Here is a 16,087-nt window from a genome sequence, read left to right as displayed (position 1 = left end):
CTTTTTTTATGAAAAATGATAAAATAAAAAAATATGGAAAGAAATCCGTTGTGGAAAGAAGAGGATGAAAAATCAATGAATGTTGCAGTCATATTTGCGGGTGGAATCGGACGCAGAATGAATCAGAAAGCGTTGCCGAAACAGTTCTTAAAATTACATGGGAAAGAAATTATCATTCATACTCTGGAACATTTTCAGAATCATGAAGAAATGGATGGGATTGTGGTTGCTTGTGTGGAAGACTGGATTCCGTTTTTAGAAAAGCTTTTAAAGCAATATAATATGGATAAGGTAAAGGCAGTTGTTCCTGGCGGAAAGACAGGTCAGGAATCCATTTATCATGGATTGAAAAAGGCAGAAGAACTGTTTGGAGAAGAGGCAAACGTTTTGATTCATGACGGGGTACGTCCATTAATTGAGAGAAAAACGATCACAGATTGTTTGCAGTCTATCCGGGAACATGGCTCGGCTATTACGGTGGCACCGGTTACGGAAACGATTATTCAGGTGGATGAAAAAGAAAGAGTGGATCGGGTCATTGACAGATCGAAATGCTTGTTTGCACGTGCTCCGCAGGGATTTCATTTAAAAGAAATTTTGGAAGCTCATGAGCGGGCAATCAAAGAAGAAAAATATGACTTTATTGATTCGGCAAGTATCATGCAATGGAACGGCCATGAATTGTTCACAGTGGAAGGCCCGGTAGAAAATATTAAAATAACGACGCCGATGGATTATTTTACATTTAAGGCATTGGCAGAAGAAAGGGAAAATTCACAGTTATATGGATGTTAAGAATTTATTTGTTGCAGGAAGTATGCAGATGGAAGATCTGGAATATGTAGTAGAGCAACATGAAGAAGATCTGAAAAAATATAGAAACAGTTCGGTATTGGTATCTGGAGCTACCGGATTTGTGGGGAAAATGTTAGTGAAGACATTTCTGCTGGGAAATCGAAAAAAAAATCTGGGAATTCATGTGATTGCTGCGATACGAGATCAGAAAAAAGCAGAAAGAGAATTTAATTTACTTTTGAAGGAAGCGGATTTAGAACTTTATGTAGGAGATATTACAGAGCCAATCGATTATAAAGGAAATGTAGATTACATTTTCCATACGGCAAGTGTGACTACTTCGAAAACAATGATAGAGAAACCGGTGGAAACGCTGAATATTTCCTGTGAGGGGACGAAAAATATATTAGAGTTAGCCAGAAAGAAACAGACCAAGGGAATAGTATATCTTTCTTCTATGGAAGTGTATGGTACACCGGATCCGTTACTGGAAAGAGTGACGGAAAAAGAGTTAGGATATGTAGATCTGACCAGTGCAAGGAGTTGTTATCCGGAAGGAAAGAGGCTGTGTGAATGTCTGTGTGCAGCTTATTCATCCGAATACAAATTGCCGGTTCGAATTGCGCGACTGGCTCAGACATTTGGAGCGGGAGTCTCCGGAGAAGATAACCGTGTTTATGCTCAGTTTGCAAGGAGTGCGATCCACGGAGAAGATATTGTTCTGCATACAGCAGGAACATCAGAAGGAAATTATTGCTATATCCGGGATGTGGTTGCGGCATTATTACTTCTTGGAACTTGTGGAAGTGATGGGGAGGCTTATAATGTGGTAAATGAGGAATCTCATATGCAAATCCGGGAAATGGCAATGTTGGTAGCAGATCAGGTAGCACAAGGAAGAATTAAAACCCGGATTGAGATTCCGGAAACAGATTGCGGATATGCTCCTTCTGTGAAAATGCATCTCAGTGGAGAAAAGTTAAGAAAATTAGGATGGAAACCACAAATAGGTATGAGAGAAACCTATGAACGAATGATAGCAGATATGATAGCAGAATAAAAATGTTGAAAGGTAAAGAAGATGATGAAGTATCTGTTGAATCAGATCTTAAGATTAAGGCCACGAGATATTCCAACCATTTTTAAATTGCTGGTGATGTGGATACCGGGAAAACTGTACAGGAGAAGGCATCCTGACGTCTGGGTGGTTACAGAATATGCAGAAAACGCAAGAGATAATGGGTATTGGTTTTTTAAATATATAAGAGAAAATTATCCGGAAAAAGAAGTATACTATCCGATTAAAAAGATGGCTTCGGATTATACAAAAGTTGCTGAATTGGGAAATACGATAGAATTTGGTGGTTGGAAACATTCTATGTTGTATTGGGCGGCAGCGAAATATATTGGAACGACAAAATATCATGGTTTTCCAGATGACAGAATCTGTGGGGGATTTTTCGAACTGAAATTGACAAGATTTAAATATATTTTTTTAAATCATGGTTTTGCAAGAGGTGTATCTGGAATTGTAAGTGGAGAAAGCACCAGATATGATCTGATCATAGCAATCTCAGAGTTGGAAAAGAAAATTATGGTGGAAATGAATCATCAGGATCCGAAAAAGATTCAGGCGATTGGTTTTTGTCGGCATGATAATCTTTTCGAAAAAGAAAAGGAACCAGGTTTAGTGGTAGTAATGCCTACATGGAGGAGATGGCTGGATTATCGCCATGAGACAAACAAAAATCGGATTGCGGAGATAAGAAAGGATTTTTTTCAGTCGCCCTATTATAAAGAATACAGTCGGATGTTGAATGATCCGGAATTTTTAGAGATTTTGGAACGCGAAAATTTACATTTGATTTTTTATCTGCATGGATATGCGCAAGGGTATGCTGGATGTTTTAAATCTCCTTCTGATCGTGTAATTATAGCGGAAAAGGAAGAATATTTTGTACAGGATTTGCTGAAAAAAGCTGCTTTTTTAATTACAGATTATTCATCGGTGTCCTGTGACTATGTTTATATGAGGAAGCCGATGGTGTATTATCAGTTTGATGCGGAAGAATTTTCGGAAAAACAATATGCGGAGAGCGAATACTTTACTTATAAAGATCAGGGATTTGGACCAATAGCAACAACTTTAAAAGAGGTAGAAAAAGAACTTCTTGAAGCATGTAGGAATGAATTTGCTATGAAACCGGAGTATGAAAGAAGAACGGAAGCGTTTTTTAAGTATTTTGGGAATCAGCATTGTGAAAAAACGTATGAATTAGTAGAAAAACTTTGAGTGTGAGAAGATTTTATGAAGAAAAAGAAAAGACCTGATATTCGGGTTAATTTTGTATTTAATGCTATTAAATCCGTGATGGTGATCGTGTTTCCCTTGATTTCTTTTCCTTATATTTCAAGAGTTTTAGGAGTAGAGGGGCTGGGGAAATTTCAATACTGTTATTCAGTGATCTCCTATTTTATCTTATTTGCATCTCTGGGAATCAGTACTTATGCAGTCAGAGAAGCAGCAAAGCGCAGAGAAGATAAGAATAAGTTTTCGCAATTAGTAAAAGAAATTTTTACGATTAATTTGATAACAACAGCTATTGTTTATCTGGTGTTACTCATATTCTTTGTGTCGGGAGCTTTTACGGGAAGAGAAAAAATCATGCTCGTATGTAGCTTGTGTATTATCGGAAGCACCCTATGTGTAGATTGGCTGTATCAGGCATTGGAACAATATGTATATATTAGTATTCGAACGATCGTATTACAGATACTATCATTGGTATTGACTTTTCTGTTAATTAAATCAGAAAAGGATGTTCTGACATATACAGCCCTTTATGTTTTCTCGACTTATGGCTATTGTTTTCTGAATTTGTTTCAGATGCGAAAATATGTGAATTTCCGTGTGACCGGAAAGTTACAACTGAAAAAACATCTGCGTCCGATTATAGTGATTTTTGGCGCGACCTTGTCGGTGTCAATTTATATGAATATGGACACGGTTATGTTGGGCGCTATTTGTGGTGATTATCAGGTTGGACTATATTCGGCGGCTGTAAAGATCAATAATGTTGTAAAGATTATAATCAATTCAATTAGTGTAGTGCTTCTTCCGAGACTGGTAGAATATATAGCAAAAGGACAAAAAGAAGAATATGAAAAACTCTTTAAAAGAGGTGCCGAATTGAATTTGTTTTTATCAACAGCAAGTACGGCAGGATTATTTGTACTGATTCGTCCGATTATTTTACTGTTTAGTGGAAAAGATTACCTTCCGGCAATGTGGACGGGGCGGGTGCTGGCCTTGCGTTTGGTGTTTTCGGCACTGGATAATATTTTTTATAATCAGGTATTGATACCGACAGAAAATGAGAATAAAGCATTGATTGGAACAGCAGCAGGAGCTGTATCGAATTTAATTTTGAATGCGATTCTAATTCCGCAATATCAGGAGATGGGAGCTGCAATTGCCACAGTGATTTCCGAGACAGTTGTCTTTGTTTATTTCATTTGTGCAACCAGGAAGATTATACGACTTCGAATTATTCTTGGCGGAGCGCCAAAATTTTTGGTGGCGTCAGGAATTATGGGGTTTGTGATTAATTATCTTATGAAATATATTAATGGCGCGTTTTTGCAGTTATTAGTATTGGTGCCGGTAGGAGCATTGATTTACATTGTGATTTTAGGTGTGATTTATTTGGTGGGAAAAGGAAATATAGATAATCTAAGATATAGAAAATAAAAATAGTAGAATATAAGAAAAACGGGAGCTGGCAGTATAGAACTGACAGCTCCTGAATGATTTACGTGAAGCGAAAAAATCTGAGTTTGTATGAAAACTTGACCTTGGTGATTGTTGCGATTACTTTAGCAATATTTAAGTTAAGAGGTTTTTTTTATATAGTTAAGTACCTGCTGACATGCGGTTCCGTGCTCAAAAGAGTGAAGATCCTGATGATGTTTTTGGATGGCATGTAAATAGAGGTTCTGATCAAAACATAGAATGTTATCTAATAATTCCTGGTTGTTTTCGGCGAGAGGAAATGGCCAGGTATGAATATCGGTGTAAAATCCTTGAGAAATTTCATAATCATCCAGATCAGTGGCGTACAAGAAACAGGGACGTTTTGTAAAAGAAAAGTCCCAGATAGATGAAGAATAATCTGTAATCAGAATATCAGAAGCATATAATAATTCTTGCATATCTGGATAATCAGAGGCGTTGATATAGTCAGAATTTAAATTACGAGCTTCTTCCACGAGGTAATAATGGCAACGGAACAAAATGGACCAGTTTCCACCAAAGCGTTGTGATAATGCTTGTTTCACAGCAGATGTATCAAAGGAATAATCAGCGACAGCCTTATTTTCGCGATAAGTTGGTGCATAAATCAATAAATGCTGGTCTTCAGGAAGCTGGAAATGTTCTAATACTTTTTTACGAATATCCGATCGCTGTCCATTGATAAGAAGGTCATTGCGGGGCATTCCACATTCAAGAATAGTACCAGTGTGATGAAAGCTTTTTTGAAGCGTTAATTCAGTAAAAGATCTGGAACTTGATAAAAAAGTTAAGCAGGTTTTTTGAGCAATGTTTTGCCGGAAACGTTCGGCAATTGTCTGGGAAGCGGTGGAAGAACCTACGGTTTTATATGCGCCACCACCGTGCCAGGTATTTATGACATGCTGCCTGGATGTAAATGGAATGTGATTCAGATCGCGTACATTTGTGATGATATATCCAGAAGATAAACAAAGATAAATAAAAGCAAGGGAGTTATATTTTACGGTTTTTATTCCCTGTTTTTGCAGGTACTGGAATTGTCCGGGATTCTGAAATGCCCAGACAAGTTCATAATCTGAAGAATGTTTCTGGATATATTCACAGATGTATTTGGGGTTGCAGGAATACTGTTTGCCAAGATAACTTGTAAAAACAATCCGTTTTGGATGAAATGGTCTGTGTGGGAAAAAACGTAACAGAAACCGGAGAATTGTTGTACAGCCTATGTAAAAATAATCGTGCATAAATACCTCTCTTGAATTTGAAATTATTGATGTAAAAGCTTTTTCAATCATAGCATGTTGAGAAGAAAAGTCAAGAAATGCGGAAAAAGAAGAAAGATTTGTAGAAGGAATGGCAGGAGAGAAAGCTGAAAATATTGCTTCAAAGCAAAAGGAATGGTAAAATAAGAAACAGTCAAAAACGACTAGACTTTATGGGAGATAAAGATGAAAAAAGTAATTACTTATGGAACCTATGATTTATTACATTATGGCCATATTGCATTGCTGGAACGGGCAAAAAAGCTGGGAGATTATCTGATAGTTGGAGTGACATCGGATGCTTTTGATAAAAACCGTGGAAAACTTAATGTACAGCAATCAGTAGTAGAAAGGATTGAAGCGGTCAAAGCAACAGGGCTTGCGGACGAGATTATTGTAGAAGAGTATGAAGGACAGAAAATTTCAGATATAAAAAAATATGGAATTGATATTTTTGCAATAGGGTCAGATTGGGAAGGAAAATTTGATTATCTGAAAGAATTTTGTGAAGTTGTATATTTGAAAAGAACGGAAGGAATCAGCAGCAGTGAATTGAGGGAAAATTTGAATCCGGTGATTCGACTGGGGATTGTTGGAATTCAAAATCCGGCGGAGCGAGTGCTGAAAGAATGTAAATATGTAAGCGGGCTGGAAGTGATTGGAATTTTTAAAGATGGAAATTCTGAGACAGAATTGTGCGAAAAATACAATCTTAAAAAGTATCAGACTCTGGTGGAAATGCTGAAGGATGTAGATGCAGTATATATTTCCGCAATGATTACAGAACATGAAAAACTGATTTGTGATGCTTTGGAAAATAATTGCCATGTATTATGTGAAAGCCCGATTTTTCTTTCGGAAAGGGAAGCAATTTCAATGTTTGATCTGGCCAAGAGCAGGCAGCTTGTTCTGTTTGAAGCGATTAAAACTCTGTTTTTCCCGGCATTTGAACATCTTTTGTTGATTGTGAACAGTGGGATGATTGGAAGTGTGAGGGATATGGAGATTGCCTGTAGTAATATTCCGGATGATATGGAAAAAGTGAGTGAAGAAAAATATCAGGGGAGCATGTATGATTGGGGAAGTATCGCGTTAGCTCCGATTATCAAAATGCTTGGAACAGAATATAAAAACTGTACGCTTTATGATTATGAAAAAAACGGATATAATTACTTTACAAAAGGAACTTTAGAATATGAGCATGCAACTGCGACCTTTAAGATTGGAAAAGGCATTAAAACCGAAGGGCATATGGTTATAACAGGAACAAAGGGCTATATTTATGTGCCGGCTCCCTGGTGGAAAATTGATTATTTTGAAATCAGATATGAGGATTTGAGAAGTACAAAAAATATTTTTTCCAATATGATGGAGAGGGCTTTCGGTATGAGTTGCTAGAATTTGTAAAAATGATGAATCATGGTGGAACAGAAAATGATATGTACAGTAGAAAAGAGATGGAGGCAATTATTAAAGTTATAGAGAAGTTTGATCAAGAAGATGTCAGAAAGATGTAAAAAAGTTCGTGAAAGAACCGAATAGAAGTAAAAGGAGAAAAAATGATTAATTTTACGGTTGGCCCGGTACAGATGAATGAAGAAGTGCGAAAAATTGGAGGAGAGGAGATTCCGTATTTTCGTACAGATGAATTTTCGGCAGTTATGAAAGCAAATGAAAGAATGTTTTTGAAGAGCGCATATGCAGGAAAGAATGCAAGAGCAGTATTTCTGACGGGATCAGGGACTTCGGCAATGGAAGCAACAGTAATGCATACGTTGTCAACAGAGGATAAAGCGTTGGTTATTAATGGAGGGAGTTTTGGACATAGATTTGCAGAATTGTGCGAACTTCATAATATTCCGTATGATGAGATAAAATTGCAACCGGGAAAATCGCTACAGGAAAGTGACCTGGCAAAGTATGATCGGAAAGGATATTCGGCCTTGCTTGTAAATGTACATGAAACTTCAACGGGTGTACATTATGATTTAGATATGATTCATGAGTTCTGTGAGAAAAATGAAATATTTTTAATAGTGGATGCAATCAGTTCTTTTCTTGCAGATGAAGTGAATATGGAAAAATGGAAAATCGATGTGTTGATTGTGGGTTCCCAGAAAGCGTTAGCCGTACCACCGGGAATTGCTATATTGGGCTTGTCAGAACGGGCGGTGGATAAAATAGAGTTTATCGAAACAAAATGTATGTATTTGGATTTAAAAAATGCATTAAAAAACGGCGAGAGAGGACAAACGCCATTTACACCTGCAGTGGGAACTTTATTACAGATACATGCGCGATTAAAAGAAATTGACACTATTGGTGTGGAAAAAGAAATTGGGAAGGTGAAAAATCTGGCAGAGGATTTTAGAAACAGAATACAGGATTTTCCCTTATCATTTTTTTCAGACTCTATGTCAAACGCGGTAACAGCATTAGAAACACAACAGTGTTCAGCAAAAAAAATATTTCAGATTTTGAAAGACGAATATCAGATCTGGATCTGCCCGAATGGAGGAGAGTTGGCAGATAAGGTTTTCAGAGTGGGACATATTGGCTGTTTGACAATAGAGGATAATAAAAGACTGGTGGAAGCTTTACAGGATCTGGTGAAAAGAGAATTTTTAATTTAAGAGTAACAGAAAAATAAAAGAGGAAATAAAAATGGAAAAGATAAACAGAAGTAAGCCGTATAAAAAGGAAGTGCTGGAGCATTTGCACAGGGTGCAAATAGAGATGATACAGGATTTGGATCGTGTATGTAAAAAATACGAGATTCCATATTTTGCTGCATTTGGAACAGCACTTGGTGCGGTGCGTCATCAGGGGTTTATTCCTTGGGATGATGACACAGATGTAGGAATGCTTCGGAAAGATTATGACAGGTTTTTGGAAATTGCAGAAAAAGAGCTGGGTGATCATTATCGGGTCTTAACACCAGAAGTTGATAAGCGTTATGCGTGCAATGTAACAAAATTACAGAGAAAGGGAACTGTTTTTATTTCACATCTCAGTAAGAATCTGAAATGTGAGCAATGTATTTTTATTGATATTTTTCCGTTTGATTGTGTGGCACCAACTAAAAAATTAGCTAAGCGTCAGTGGTTTATGACTACATTTTTGGACAGATTACTTTATCTTTGCGGAACACCATATCCAGTAATACCATACAAAGGAATCAAATTTGCATTAGCCCAGTCAATCTGCTGGTGCACCCATTATGGCTTGAAGCTGTTTCATGTTTCACCGAGATTTATTTATCGTCTATATGTGAAAGCCTGTACAAAATATAATCCGATGCATACAAAATATGTGACGTCTTTTGGAGATGCAGAGTCAATGCAATATAAATTTCCAGTGAAAAATATGTTCCCTGTGGAAGAAGTCCCATTTGAAGATATTTCTATTTGCGTATTGAGAAATAATAAAGAACATCTTGAAAATGCATATGGAAATTATATGGAACTTCCACCAGAAGATAGGCGGATTAATCATTCACCATATGTTATAAAGTTTGAAGATGAATGAAGAAATCAAAAAGTTGATTCAGAAGTGCAAATACACAACCAGAATTGCCAAAGTAGAATGGACAAAACCCGGGGGTTTTGTCCATTTTTACAAAGGAATTTAGTTGCGGTGATAAAGATAATAATTCAATAAATGAGATGTAATTCTAAAACCAAAAGGCGATAAGCACAACTGACTAATCTGACTGAGGGATCCCAGTTGTATTTCAGAAGAAAAGAATATTTCTTCATGGCTGAAAACTCTTTTTTTACAGCAGGATGTCTAAGAGAGCAGGAACGAATCTGAGCCATCCAAACAGCATAAGGATAAGCAAGATAATGATAAAGAACTTCACGACGTTTTTGTGGAAGGCTTTGAGCTGTATCTGTATGCTTTTTCAAAATTTTTGCAAGATCGGTTATGATCTTAAAATTAGGTGCAGTGTCAGTTTGAGCATTTCCGGTTCCTTTTCTATAAACATAAAAAGTCTTTTCACAATAATCCAGTGAAGAGATATGTTGAAGAAGTGTGGCTGTCCAGTCGGTATCTTCATTGCGCATTCCTTCCGGGAAATAAATATGATGTTCTTTAATAAGAGAGGTTTTTACAACTTTTGTCCAAACAGCGCGGTAGAGAAGTTGATGTTGTATGAGTTCTTTTAGGGCATCTTCTGTTGATAAAGATAAAAGTTGATTCCTGGAAAGTGGTTCTTTCACATGTGAAAAAGAATCCGTGTTCTGATAATAGGATACAGAATTATAAAATAGAGCATCTGCCTGACTTTCTTCTAATTGTGTAGCAAGAAGAGCTAAAGCATCTGGATCATGCCAATAATCATCATTATCGATAAAAGTGGTATACTGACCGGTGACGATATCTAAACCAGCGTTTCTTGCGGAGGAAGTTCCACCATTCTTTTTCCTGACAACGCGAACACGAGGATCTTTTACAGAGTAGCTCTGGCAGAGTTCATAGGAAGAATCCGTGGATTCGTCATCAATTAAAATTAATTCGAAATTTGTATAAGTTTGACAGAGAACACTTTCTATGCATTGTGCTAAATATTTTTCGGAATTGTAAACCGGGACAATAATGCTGAAAAGCATATATTTTTCTCCTTTCAAGTGTAAATTGGTAATACTTTAGTAATGTATCATACTTAACAGAAGTTTGCAAATAAGCGATTTGTTAGGAGAATAGTGTTGAAAGTAACAGCCGCAATCACAAACCTTGCGCTGAATACATAAGAATGTTACAATAAAAGACAAAATGATTAAAAATGGAAGAGAATAGATGGATAATAAAAGAAGAAAGTATTGCATTTTTGCGGCACAATTTCTTCCACATATGGGAGGAATTGAGAATTACACTTATAATATTGCGAAAGAATTGATAAAAAGGGGAAACAAAGTTACCGTTATCACTAACAATACAACTGGAAGTAAGACGACGGAAAAGATAGAAGGAATCAAAGTATATCGTTTCCCATGTTTTAATTTTATAAACGGACGTTTTCCTGTTATGAAGCCAACTAGGGAATTTTGGCTGATCCACCGGTACCTGAAAAGACATGATTATGATATTGTCGTAATCAATGCAAGGTTTTATTTACATTCTATTTATGCAGCAGTATATGCAAAAAGGAAGAGAATAAAGAGTATTTGCATTGAACATGGAACTGGGCATTTGTCTGTTCACAATAAGATTTTGGATTTTATCGGGGGAATCTATGAGCATATGCATACGTTTGTCCTGAAACGGGTTTGTGGAAATTATTATGGGGTTTCTGAAGCATGCTGTGAATGGTCTGCGCATTTTGGAATTCAGTCAAAAGGTGTGTTGTATAATGCAGTGGATCTGAAAAAAATAGAAAAAATAAAAGAAAAAGAATTATGTGATTATCGAATGAAATACAATATTCCGGAGAAAGCGGTTGTTATTGCATTTACGGGAAGATTATTGAAAGAAAAAGGCATTTATGAATTGATAGAGTCGGTTGAAAGATATAATAAAAAGGAATGTGATAATTTATATCTGTTTTTAGCCGGAGAGGGCGAAGAAAAAGAATATGTGGAAGCACATCAATCCGAGTATATTATTCCGGTAGGACGCCTGGCATTTGAAGAAGTAGTTGCGTTGTTAGAGTCGTCGGATATTTTTTGCCTACCGTCCCTTTCGGAAGGATTTGCGACATCAGCTTTAGAAGCGGCAGCCTGTCACTGTTATATTATTACGACAGAGCGAGGTGGAACCAAGGAATTAGTCATGGGAAAAGAATATGGAACAGTTATGAAAGACAATCATGTAGATACGTTGTATCGTGTTCTGGAGGATGTGGCGAATGATCCGGAAAAACGAAGGAAAGCTCAGGAGTTGTGTTATGAACGACTGAGGGAACATTTCACCTGGGAATGTACTACGGATGAATTAGAGAGGATAGTTAACGAGTAAATATGAAAAGATTGATTATTGTACCGGCTTATAATGAAGAGGAAAATATAGAGCATACGGTAGAGGATATTCTGGGAAAATCAAAACATTTTGATTATGTGGTTATCAATGACTGCTCGACAGACAGGACGAAAGAAATCTGTGAAAGTCATCAATATAATATCATAAATCTTCCAATCAATCTTGGAATTGGAGGAGCAGTACAGACCGGATATCAATATGCGGCGGAACATGGATATGATATGGCTGTTCAGGTAGATGGAGACGGTCAGCATGATCCGGAGTTTCTAGAAAAAATGGCAGATTATCTGGAAAAGAATCAACTGGATATGGTAATAGGGTCTCGTTTTATAGAGAAGGAAGGTTTTCAGTCTTCAGGATTACGAAGAGTCGGGATTCGCTTTTTTACAAGACTGATTCGTTTGTTAACAGGGAAAACCATTACAGATCCCACATCGGGTTTAAGAATGATCGGAAAAAATGTACTGGAAATGTTCGCAAAGGATTATCCGAAAGATTACCCGGAACCGGAAAGTGTGGTCGCAGTTTTGATGCGTGGACTTAAGGTGGAAGAAATCCCGGTTATCATGCGGGAACGTGAGGGGGGTGTATCATCCATTTCACTGAAAAATTCAGTGTATTATATGATAAAAGTTCCGCTTGCAATTATTTTTGAATGGTTTAGAAAAGGAAGATAATGTATGAATATAAAAATACAGATTGTAGTGGCAGTGATTATTATTTTTGCGTTGTCCTGGATTATCAATATGGTAAAACAAAGAAAACTGGAATTACGGTATGCTTTGGCCTGGTTGGGGGTGGGTGTTGGGATTTTTATTTTAAACTGTTTCCCAATGCTGATTACAAGGCTGGCGCATCTGGTTGGAGTGGCAAGTCCAACTAATATGCTTTTTTTCTGTGGATTCCTTTTTGCTTTGACCATTATTTTTATCCTGACGGTTGCGGTTTCGAGAATGTCAATCCGCATTAAAAATCTGGCACAGCAGGTAGCATTTTTAGAGAAGAAAGTACGGGACAGAGAAGATGCAGGGGAAGAGTAGTTTGAAAGAACGATGGAAAAAAAATAAGAATCTAATTATCTTATGGGCAGTTTTGTGCTGTCTTTTTTTAGGGTCGGCAGGAGGATTGTATAAGATATATGTCGAAAATGCAGCAAGTCAGCCGAGAAGTGTGATGGCAGTAGGAAAAGATTCAGATCCGGCTGGAGTTGCAGAAGAGATTTCCTTAAAACCAGGCGAATCAGCTACTCAGGATATTACAACTGTAAGCACTGGAATTACGGGAATTGCAATATGGGTAGACTGTCCTCAGGAAAGGTTAAATATTTCGGTACAGTTAAAAAAGCAAACTGGGGAACTGGTAAAAGAATGGCTATGTGACGAAACTACATTGCCGGAAGAAGGATTTTGCTATTTCTATCTTCCGGAGCAAAAGGTTGAGCTGGGAGAAATTTATAAAATAGAAATTGGAAATTCTAAAACCAGTGAAGCAAATCTTGGACTGAAAAAAACGTATACGGGAAATAATCAGTTGTTTCATCCGGTAACTTTGAACGAAACAAAGGATGAGGAGAAAAACACTCTGTTCTTTCAGCTTCTTGACGGAGACTGCGGTTCCATTATTTATTTTTATTGGTTGATCGTAGCGGTGGGGTTGATGTGCATCACGGTAGTATTTGCTTGTAAGGCGTTGAATCTGTCGAAAGATATAGTTGTAATTATCAGCATTTTGTTAATCGGAAGTATGTATCTTTTGATTTTGCCGCAATATACAGTGCCGGATGAGGGATCGCATTTTGTGACAACGTATGCACTGAGTAGTAAAGTGTTAGGTAAAGAAAGTGTGGATCAGGAAAATCAAGTTCTTTTGGAAAAAGAGTCTGCAGATTATTTGCTTCGACAGGAAAGACCGTTTCGAGAGACTTATGCACACTATATCCGAGGACTCTTAGGAAAAGATGGAGCAATTACAAAGAAAACGATTGCAACAAGAAGTCCATTGTCGAGTGCGCACTTGGGCTATGTGCCGCAAGTGCTGGGGGTTACTCTGGGACGTCTTTTGAGTTTAAACGGAGTTCAGATCTTTTTCCTGGGAAGGTTATTTGCATTATTCTGGTATTGTACAGTGATGTGGTTTGCACTCAGGATAATTCCCGGATTTGCAAAGAATATACTATTTCTGGTCGGAAGCTTCCCAATGACCATACAAATGGTAGCGTCGTATAATTATGATTCGGTATTGTTGGGAGCATGTTTCCTTCTGACAGCATACTTGTTATATCTTGCCTATGATGAAAAAAAGGAAAAGATTACAGGAAAAGATATCGTTGTAGTTGGAATTCTCTTGCTTGTGATTGTTCCGATAAAATTTGTATACCTGCCGTTGCTTGGTATCGGTCTTCTGATTCCGAAAGAAAAGTTTGGAGGAATCAGACAGAAAATCATATTTGGCGGAGGAATGCTGGGAATTGGGTCGGCTGTCATGCTAGTTACAAAGTTGCCTAAGATGCTAGTGGCAGCAGGTGGTGCGTCGGCAGCGGGAAATACGACAAAGACTTATAGCCTGATAATGTGCATTAAGAATCCGGTGCATACTTTCACAGTCTTTTGTGAGACGATTCGGCAGAATTTTGGAAGCTATTTTACGGGGATGATCGGAGACAAACTGGGCTGGGTAGAAATTGAAGTGCCAAGTATTCTGATTATCGGTTATGTAATTTTAATGATTCTGGCTGTAATACAAAATGAAAAAATGATACATGTATGGAAAAAATGGGAGAGAATCTGGATGCTCTGTTTGGTCGGCGGGATATTTCTGATCGTTTGCGCAGGGCTAATGTTTGATTATACGCCGAGTATTTCAAGTACAATTCTTGGCATACAAGGAAGGTATTTCCTCCCGATTTGTATTCCGTTATTATTGAGCTGCCAGAATTCGGTGATTGTATCGAAGCGTAGTTTGGATAGAGTGGTGATTGGTTCTGTTATAGTATTACAGGTATTTATAGTATTGAATGTCATGATTACAGTTATGATAAGATAAGGAAGTATTGATGCACCAATATGATGAAAAAGGGTTGTCGTAGTTGATATTTTACCCATACAATGCTATACTGATGTGTGATTATGAGATTATTTTGATTATATTTAGTAGGAGGATATTATGCAGAGGACATATTTGGTAACCGGAGGGGCCGGTTTCATCGGTTCTAATTATATTCATTATATGTTTAAGAAGTATGGGGATGAGATCCGCATCATCAATGTGGACAAGCTCACATACGCAGGTAATCTTGAAAACTTGAAAGATATCGAAGACAGAGACAATTATACCTTTGTAAAAGCAGATATTTGTGACGCAGATGCAATCAATAAGATTTTTGAGGAAAATGATATTGATCGAGTGGTACATTTTGCAGCAGAGAGTCATGTGGATAGAAGTATCAAGAATCCAGATGTTTTTGTAAAGACAAATGTACTTGGAACTCTGGTAATGTTAAATGCAGCGAAAGCAGCTTGGGAATTGCCAGACGGTTCTTTTAAAGAAGGCAAGAAATTCTTACATGTTTCGACCGATGAAGTATATGGATCACTGGAAGAAGAGGGAGAATATTTCTATGAGACAACTCCTTATGATCCGCATAGCCCATACTCAGCAAGTAAGGCATCTTCTGATCTGCTGGTAAAATCTTACATGGATACTTACAAGTTCCCGGCGAACATTACAAACTGCAGTAATAACTACGGTCCGTATCAGTTCCCGGAGAAGTTAATCCCGCTGATCATCAACAATGCATTGCAGGGCAAGAAACTTCCGGTATATGGAGATGGAAAAAATGTCCGTGACTGGCTGTATGTAGAAGATCATGCAAAGGGAATCGATATGGTTCAGGAAAAGGGACGACTTTTCGAGACTTACAATATCGGTGGACATAATGAAAAACAGAATATTCAGATCATTCATATTATTCTGGATACATTGCAGGAGATGCTTCCGGATGATGATCCGAGAAAGAAACTTGTCAGCGAAGATCTGATCACATACGTAGAAGACCGTAAAGGACATGACAGAAGATATGCCATTGCACCGGACAAGATCAAATCTGAGATCGGTTGGTATCCGGAAACAAAATTCGAAGATGGTATTAAGCTTACGATCAAATGGTTCTTCGAACATGAAGACTGGATGGAACGTGTGACAAGCGGTGATTACCAGAAGTATTACGAGGAAATGTATAATAACTAGGTCATATGAGCAG

General features: G+C 37.4%; 14 protein-coding genes. 12 read left to right on the top strand and 2 right to left on the bottom strand.

The genetic code is table 11. From position 1 onward, the window contains the following. Positions 1-75 precede the first annotated feature (75 nt). The 4 genes from ispD to KGMB01110_RS02655 are packed head-to-tail and all read left to right on the top strand — an operon-like array spanning position 76 to position 4,546. Positions 76-795, top strand: coding sequence for a 2-C-methyl-D-erythritol 4-phosphate cytidylyltransferase (ispD, locus tag KGMB01110_RS02670; protein ID WP_117603904.1), 720 nt, complete (start codon positions 76-78; stop codon positions 793-795). Further along, the gene (locus KGMB01110_RS02665) at positions 785-1,855 is read left to right on the top strand and encodes an NAD-dependent epimerase/dehydratase family protein (protein ID WP_117603867.1); all 1,071 of its coding nucleotides are present in this window, start codon (positions 785-787) and stop codon (positions 1,853-1,855) included. Before ispD ends, KGMB01110_RS02665 begins: the two co-directional genes overlap by 11 nt. 21 nt (positions 1,856-1,876) lie before the next feature. Beyond that, on the top strand, positions 1,877-3,088 hold the full coding sequence (locus KGMB01110_RS02660; RefSeq protein WP_119297478.1) for a CDP-glycerol glycerophosphotransferase family protein: 1,212 nt from the start codon (positions 1,877-1,879) through the stop codon (positions 3,086-3,088). A gap of 15 nt (positions 3,089-3,103) precedes the next feature. After that, positions 3,104-4,546, top strand: a complete 1,443-nt coding sequence (locus tag KGMB01110_RS02655; protein ID WP_119297477.1) for a flippase — start codon at positions 3,104-3,106, stop codon at positions 4,544-4,546. Between the two features lie 140 nt (positions 4,547-4,686). On the opposite strand, the gene KGMB01110_RS02650 is transcribed toward KGMB01110_RS02655, so the two are convergent. Next, a complete protein-coding gene (locus tag KGMB01110_RS02650; RefSeq protein WP_170141681.1) occupies positions 4,687-5,832 on the bottom strand; it encodes a CDP-glycerol glycerophosphotransferase family protein in 1,146 nt (381 codons plus the stop codon). A 204-nt stretch (positions 5,833-6,036) separates the two neighbouring features. On the opposite strand from KGMB01110_RS02650, the gene KGMB01110_RS02645 reads away from it, so the two are divergent. From KGMB01110_RS02645 to KGMB01110_RS02635, 3 genes are all read left to right on the top strand, one after another. Further along, entirely contained in the window at positions 6,037-7,248 is a 1,212-nt protein-coding gene (locus tag KGMB01110_RS02645) for a Gfo/Idh/MocA family oxidoreductase (protein ID WP_198411019.1), read from the top strand. 161 nt (positions 7,249-7,409) lie between these two features. Then, entirely contained in the window at positions 7,410-8,483 is a 1,074-nt protein-coding gene (locus tag KGMB01110_RS02640) for a pyridoxal-phosphate-dependent aminotransferase family protein (RefSeq protein ID WP_119297475.1), read from the top strand. A 31-nt stretch (positions 8,484-8,514) separates the two neighbouring features. Continuing rightward, positions 8,515-9,378, top strand: a complete 864-nt coding sequence (locus tag KGMB01110_RS02635) for a LicD family protein (protein ID WP_119297474.1) — start codon at positions 8,515-8,517, stop codon at positions 9,376-9,378. Positions 9,379-9,503: 125 nt separating this feature from the next. Here the strand turns inward: KGMB01110_RS02635 and KGMB01110_RS02630 are convergent, their stop codons facing one another. Beyond that, entirely contained in the window at positions 9,504-10,463 is a 960-nt protein-coding gene (locus KGMB01110_RS02630; protein WP_119297473.1) for a glycosyltransferase, read from the bottom strand. Between the two features lie 187 nt (positions 10,464-10,650). Here KGMB01110_RS02630 and KGMB01110_RS02625 point away from each other — a divergent pair, with 187 nt between their 5' ends. The 5 genes from KGMB01110_RS02625 to rfbB all read left to right on the top strand — a co-directional run bounded on the left by KGMB01110_RS02625 (position 10,651) and on the right by rfbB (position 16,074). Beyond that, positions 10,651-11,808, top strand: coding sequence for a glycosyltransferase family 4 protein (locus KGMB01110_RS02625; protein ID WP_119297472.1), 1,158 nt, complete (start codon positions 10,651-10,653; stop codon positions 11,806-11,808). A 2-nt stretch (positions 11,809-11,810) separates the two neighbouring features. After that, positions 11,811-12,506 carry a glycosyltransferase family 2 protein gene (locus tag KGMB01110_RS02620; protein ID WP_117603875.1) on the top strand — a complete coding sequence of 232 codons (696 nt, stop codon included), beginning with the start codon at positions 11,811-11,813 and terminating at the stop codon, positions 12,504-12,506. A 3-nt stretch (positions 12,507-12,509) separates the two neighbouring features. After that, on the top strand, positions 12,510-12,869 hold the full coding sequence (locus KGMB01110_RS02615; protein ID WP_119297471.1) for a DUF2304 domain-containing protein: 360 nt from the start codon (positions 12,510-12,512) through the stop codon (positions 12,867-12,869). Between the two features lie 85 nt (positions 12,870-12,954). After that, positions 12,955-14,871, top strand: coding sequence for a DUF2142 domain-containing protein (locus KGMB01110_RS02610; RefSeq protein WP_170141680.1), 1,917 nt, complete (start codon positions 12,955-12,957; stop codon positions 14,869-14,871). Between the two features lie 120 nt (positions 14,872-14,991). Next, complete coding sequence (rfbB, locus tag KGMB01110_RS02605; RefSeq protein WP_117603878.1) at positions 14,992-16,074, top strand: dTDP-glucose 4,6-dehydratase; 1,083 nt, start codon at positions 14,992-14,994, stop codon at positions 16,072-16,074. Positions 16,075-16,087: the final 13 nt, after the last annotated feature.

It is taken from the genome of Mediterraneibacter butyricigenes, assembly GCF_003574295.1.
GTDB classification, from domain to species: domain Bacteria; phylum Bacillota; class Clostridia; order Lachnospirales; family Lachnospiraceae; genus Mediterraneibacter_A; species Mediterraneibacter_A butyricigenes.
This window is presented reverse-complemented; position numbering and strand designations above follow the sequence as displayed.

Bases quoted from the DNA above. Each gene is read 5' to 3' on its own strand.
- ispD (WP_117603904.1), top strand. From the start codon at position 76: ATGAATGTTGCAGTCATATTTGCGGGTGGAATCGGACGCAGAATGAAT.
- KGMB01110_RS02665 (WP_117603867.1), top strand. From the start codon at position 785: ATGGATGTTAAGAATTTATTTGTTGCAGGAAGTATGCAGATGGAAGAT.
- KGMB01110_RS02660 (WP_119297478.1), top strand. From the start codon at position 1,877: ATGATGAAGTATCTGTTGAATCAGATCTTAAGATTAAGGCCACGAGAT.
- KGMB01110_RS02655 (WP_119297477.1), top strand. From the start codon at position 3,104: ATGAAGAAAAAGAAAAGACCTGATATTCGGGTTAATTTTGTATTTAAT.
- KGMB01110_RS02650 (WP_170141681.1), bottom strand. From the start codon at position 5,832: ATGCACGATTATTTTTACATAGGCTGTACAACAATTCTCCGGTTTCTG.
- KGMB01110_RS02645 (WP_198411019.1), top strand. From the start codon at position 6,037: ATGAAAAAAGTAATTACTTATGGAACCTATGATTTATTACATTATGGC.
- KGMB01110_RS02640 (WP_119297475.1), top strand. From the start codon at position 7,410: ATGATTAATTTTACGGTTGGCCCGGTACAGATGAATGAAGAAGTGCGA.
- KGMB01110_RS02635 (WP_119297474.1), top strand. From the start codon at position 8,515: ATGGAAAAGATAAACAGAAGTAAGCCGTATAAAAAGGAAGTGCTGGAG.
- KGMB01110_RS02630 (WP_119297473.1), bottom strand. From the start codon at position 10,463: ATGCTTTTCAGCATTATTGTCCCGGTTTACAATTCCGAAAAATATTTA.
- KGMB01110_RS02625 (WP_119297472.1), top strand. From the start codon at position 10,651: ATGGATAATAAAAGAAGAAAGTATTGCATTTTTGCGGCACAATTTCTT.
- KGMB01110_RS02620 (WP_117603875.1), top strand. From the start codon at position 11,811: ATGAAAAGATTGATTATTGTACCGGCTTATAATGAAGAGGAAAATATA.
- KGMB01110_RS02615 (WP_119297471.1), top strand. From the start codon at position 12,510: ATGAATATAAAAATACAGATTGTAGTGGCAGTGATTATTATTTTTGCG.
- rfbB (WP_117603878.1), top strand. From the start codon at position 14,992: ATGCAGAGGACATATTTGGTAACCGGAGGGGCCGGTTTCATCGGTTCT.